1 protein-coding gene and 1 CRISPR repeat array are annotated in these 5,006 nt (G+C 34.1%); the gene reads left to right on the forward strand.

All coding sequences use genetic code 11. The features are described 5' to 3' along the window. Positions 1-612: CRISPR-associated endonuclease Cas6 (locus CI949_RS16745; protein WP_290768433.1), on the forward strand; the 612-nt coding region annotated here is incomplete at its 5' end. Between the two features lie 257 nt (positions 613-869). Further along, positions 870-4,837: direct repeats of the CRISPR family, unit length 37 nt; unit sequence GTTCCAGTGACTGATCCACTAAAATAAGGATTGAAAC. The last annotated feature ends 169 nt before the right edge of the window (positions 4,838-5,006 follow it).

Genomic DNA, 5,006 nt, shown 5'->3' on the forward strand with positions numbered 1-5,006 from the left:
TATTTTGCGAATAAATTTAAAGATGTTTTATTTCATCAACATAAAAAAGACGGTAGTTTAAGATATAAATATCCGTTGATTCAATATAAAATAATTGACAAGAAGCCATTAATAATTGGTTTGGGTGAAGGAGCAGAAAAAATAATAAATAATTTTTTGAATATTGATGAATTGAGATTTGAAAATAAAGTATATATTAATCCGGCGGGAAGATTAAATGTAGATCAGGAAGAGCTATTTATTAATAATAACTATGATATGCCGGCTTATAAATATAATTTTATTACTCCCTGGTTGGGATTAAGCCAGAAAAATTATAAAAAATATAGACATGATTATCTTGATGCCTCAGCGAAGAAAAAAATGAAGTTCTTAAAACGGTTAATCATTGGTAATATACTTAGCTTTGCAAAAGGAATAGACTGGTGGATTGAAGAAGAAATAGTTATAGAAGCAAAATTAGAGGAGATTTCAGTTAAATTCAAAAATGAAGCGATGATTGGTTTTAAAGGTTACTTTTACAGCAATATTTATTTACCTGAATTTATAGGATTAGGAAAATCGACTAGTAGAGGTTTTGGGACAATAAGTAGAGAAGAAATTCTTGATTGAGCTTGTTTTAAGACTGAAAATTTTATAAAATATAACTAAGAAAGAGAAAAAATTATAAATTCTGAGGCAAAATTATTTTGCTTGAGAATATTGAACCTTGACAATCCAATAGATGCCAGTTTGGTCAGGATAGTCAAAGTCGCGGAATTTGGTGTTAATTTAACTATTTTTTTAGATTTAGTTGGGAAAATGGTTAGAAAAAAATCTAGAAGAATTGCTATAATGACTGTTATAAAAGTTAATTTGAATTATATCGGGTTCCAGTGACTGATCCACTAAAATAAGGATTGAAACTAAGAGTAAAGAATGGCAAGAATGCAGAGAGGCTTAGTTCCAGTGACTGATCCACTAAAATAAGGATTGAAACATTTTCTCTTTCAAAGATAAATCATATAGAAGAATAGTTCCAGTGACTGATCCACTAAAATAAGGATTGAAACATTTTGTGAACTCTGGATTGTGTCCTTTTTGCCAGTTCCAGTGACTGATCCACTAAAATAAGGATTGAAACTGCTGATCTGATACTGACGGCTGCTTTTCCTGATTATGTTCCAGTGACTGATCCACTAAAATAAGGATTGAAACATTCCCCTAGCTTTGAAATACATTCCTGCTCAAAAGTTCCAGTGACTGATCCACTAAAATAAGGATTGAAACCCGTGTTTGCCATGTATTCCGTAAGTCCCGTGATGGTTCCAGTGACTGATCCACTAAAATAAGGATTGAAACTTCCACCGCCTGTATTATGTCAAACAACTCATCAAGTTCCAGTGACTGATCCACTAAAATAAGGATTGAAACTTCCTCCTCATTATAATGTAAATTTTCTGGCCGCCAGTTCCAGTGACTGATCCACTAAAATAAGGATTGAAACATCAACCCTAACAGGTCATTAATCTTTCTTTCAAGAGTTCCAGTGACTGATCCACTAAAATAAGGATTGAAACATAGATCCGTATTCTATCGAATTAATAAGTTTGATTAGTTCCAGTGACTGATCCACTAAAATAAGGATTGAAACTAGTTATAAGCTGCATTAATATAATCCCCAATCTTAGTTCCAGTGACTGATCCACTAAAATAAGGATTGAAACTTGTAAACCTACTAACCAAAGATTATAAAAAAGAAGTTCCAGTGACTGATCCACTAAAATAAGGATTGAAACTTATAATAGTATATCATTCACTAATAAGGACGATATGTTCCAGTGACTGATCCACTAAAATAAGGATTGAAACAACACACTATAACCTCCTTAAGTATTCTCGCCTTCAAAGTTCCAGTGACTGATCCACTAAAATAAGGATTGAAACTAGCTATATAATTAATAACCATAATATTATTATAGTTCCAGTGACTGATCCACTAAAATAAGGATTGAAACTCATCAACTTTTCTATTTAAGCCGTTAGGGGATGTAGATGTTCCAGTGACTGATCCACTAAAATAAGGATTGAAACTTGAAGGTGATAGTTATGATTTTTGGACTGGCGAAGTTCCAGTGACTGATCCACTAAAATAAGGATTGAAACTTTTGAAATGTGAGAAGTCAGGTGATTTAAATGCCTAGTTCCAGTGACTGATCCACTAAAATAAGGATTGAAACAAAAATTACACTAATGCAGAAAAATATAGACTTTGTGTTCCAGTGACTGATCCACTAAAATAAGGATTGAAACCAAGGTTAGAGTGCAGTCAGAAAGTAATCGCGGCAGAGTTCCAGTGACTGATCCACTAAAATAAGGATTGAAACATGGTTTCGAGAGGGTCTATAACTATCAAGGGAAATGGTTCCAGTGACTGATCCACTAAAATAAGGATTGAAACGGGATGCAGCCACTTGAAACTGAATGGAGCCAAGTGTTCCAGTGACTGATCCACTAAAATAAGGATTGAAACATAAGGACACCGGATCACTTGGACTCGATGCCTGGGTTCCAGTGACTGATCCACTAAAATAAGGATTGAAACGCAAGTGAAACTCACACAAATGCAGCAAAAGTTGCATCGTTCCAGTGACTGATCCACTAAAATAAGGATTGAAACCAGATGGTACAGTATATACTATTAGGTTTTTTAATGTTCCAGTGACTGATCCACTAAAATAAGGATTGAAACAAGTTTTTGCTCCCTCATATGACCTTATTAAACGCCTTGTTCCAGTGACTGATCCACTAAAATAAGGATTGAAACCCATTAAATATGTTGTAAATGGCGAATGGAGACAACGTTCCAGTGACTGATCCACTAAAATAAGGATTGAAACGGGGTTGATTCTCCTGCGAGTGTTGTAGTTCCTCGTTCCAGTGACTGATCCACTAAAATAAGGATTGAAACAAACTGCTAAAATCACCTTTCATTAACTTACTCATGTTCCAGTGACTGATCCACTAAAATAAGGATTGAAACGTGCTGCCAGAAACTGTTTTAGAAACAGTTTTTGAGTTCCAGTGACTGATCCACTAAAATAAGGATTGAAACATATCATCTAAGTTATTTGATATAGAAGGGATTTCGGTTCCAGTGACTGATCCACTAAAATAAGGATTGAAACAATCCAATCAGACATATTTCTATAAGGAGAAATGAAGGTTCCAGTGACTGATCCACTAAAATAAGGATTGAAACGCCTTATTATTTTCTTTTTCCTGACTTTCTAATATTGTTCCAGTGACTGATCCACTAAAATAAGGATTGAAACACTACATCATCAACTTCAATCTCGTGCTCAATTAAGTTCCAGTGACTGATCCACTAAAATAAGGATTGAAACCCTATTGCAAAAACATCTCCTTCTTCAATTATATGTTCCAGTGACTGATCCACTAAAATAAGGATTGAAACTCTTTAGGTGTGATTGTGCTCTTGATTTCTTTTGGGTTCCAGTGACTGATCCACTAAAATAAGGATTGAAACTTGCAAATTATATCACTAATAAGATTGTTAGTAACTGTTCCAGTGACTGATCCACTAAAATAAGGATTGAAACATAGTAAATTCTTCATTATAATAATCAATTGAGAATGTTCCAGTGACTGATCCACTAAAATAAGGATTGAAACGAGGAGTAAAATCTCCTCTTTTTTTCTGCTACCTTGGTTCCAGTGACTGATCCACTAAAATAAGGATTGAAACTATGCTATACCATTTCAGCATCTCAATTAATCTTTCGTTCCAGTGACTGATCCACTAAAATAAGGATTGAAACAAGTTTTTTGCTCCTTCATATAATCTCATTAAACGCGTTCCAGTGACTGATCCACTAAAATAAGGATTGAAACTTGAGTACTTCTTTGTTTTATGACCTAATATTTGGTTCCAGTGACTGATCCACTAAAATAAGGATTGAAACAAAAGATGGAAGAGAGGTGAATTATAATGAGTTTAGTTCCAGTGACTGATCCACTAAAATAAGGATTGAAACAGGAGTGGTATATTATGTTAAAAAGATTAAAAATTGGTTCCAGTGACTGATCCACTAAAATAAGGATTGAAACTAAAAATATAGACAATAAATTGTCTGGAATAGGAGTTCCAGTGACTGATCCACTAAAATAAGGATTGAAACTTTTCGCAAAATGAAGTTCAAAAAGTCGAATCAAAAGTTCCAGTGACTGATCCACTAAAATAAGGATTGAAACTCATCTCCAATATCCCATATATGACTCCAAACAACAGTTCCAGTGACTGATCCACTAAAATAAGGATTGAAACGAAATTGACCGCAGACTTAGAACTGACAAAAGTGATGTTCCAGTGACTGATCCACTAAAATAAGGATTGAAACTTGAGGCCTGCACTTGTGATCATATTGCCACCTCCCCAGTTCCAGTGACTGATCCACTAAAATAAGGATTGAAACGCAAAATTAAGGAAAGAAGAAAGTACTACAGGGATGTTCCAGTGACTGATCCACTAAAATAAGGATTGAAACCTTTGAGGGCTGGTTATAAAGATGATGTCGGCCTTTTGTTCCAGTGACTGATCCACTAAAATAAGGATTGAAACATAGCTTAATATTTTTTTTGATCTCTTTTTGATTTGTTCCAGTGACTGATCCACTAAAATAAGGATTGAAACACTCCTTCTGGAACCTCCTGTATCTGATCAATCATGTTCCAGTGACTGATCCACTAAAATAAGGATTGAAACTTATAATGATCAATATGATCCTAAATCAGACTGGGGTTCCAGTGACTGATCCACTAAAATAAGGATTGAAACTATCTACGCAAGCGCAGGAGAATCCAAAAGAATCTGTTCCAGTTGTATATGATAATATACAGAGTTTAGAATTTGGTTGACATTGAATTCTAAAAGAACTGTAAAATTTTAAGAAAATAAAGGAAGACTACGGGATATCTATATCCAATTTTAATAGTGATTTTTACCA

The sequence above is a fragment of the Halanaerobium sp. genome (assembly GCF_003070835.1).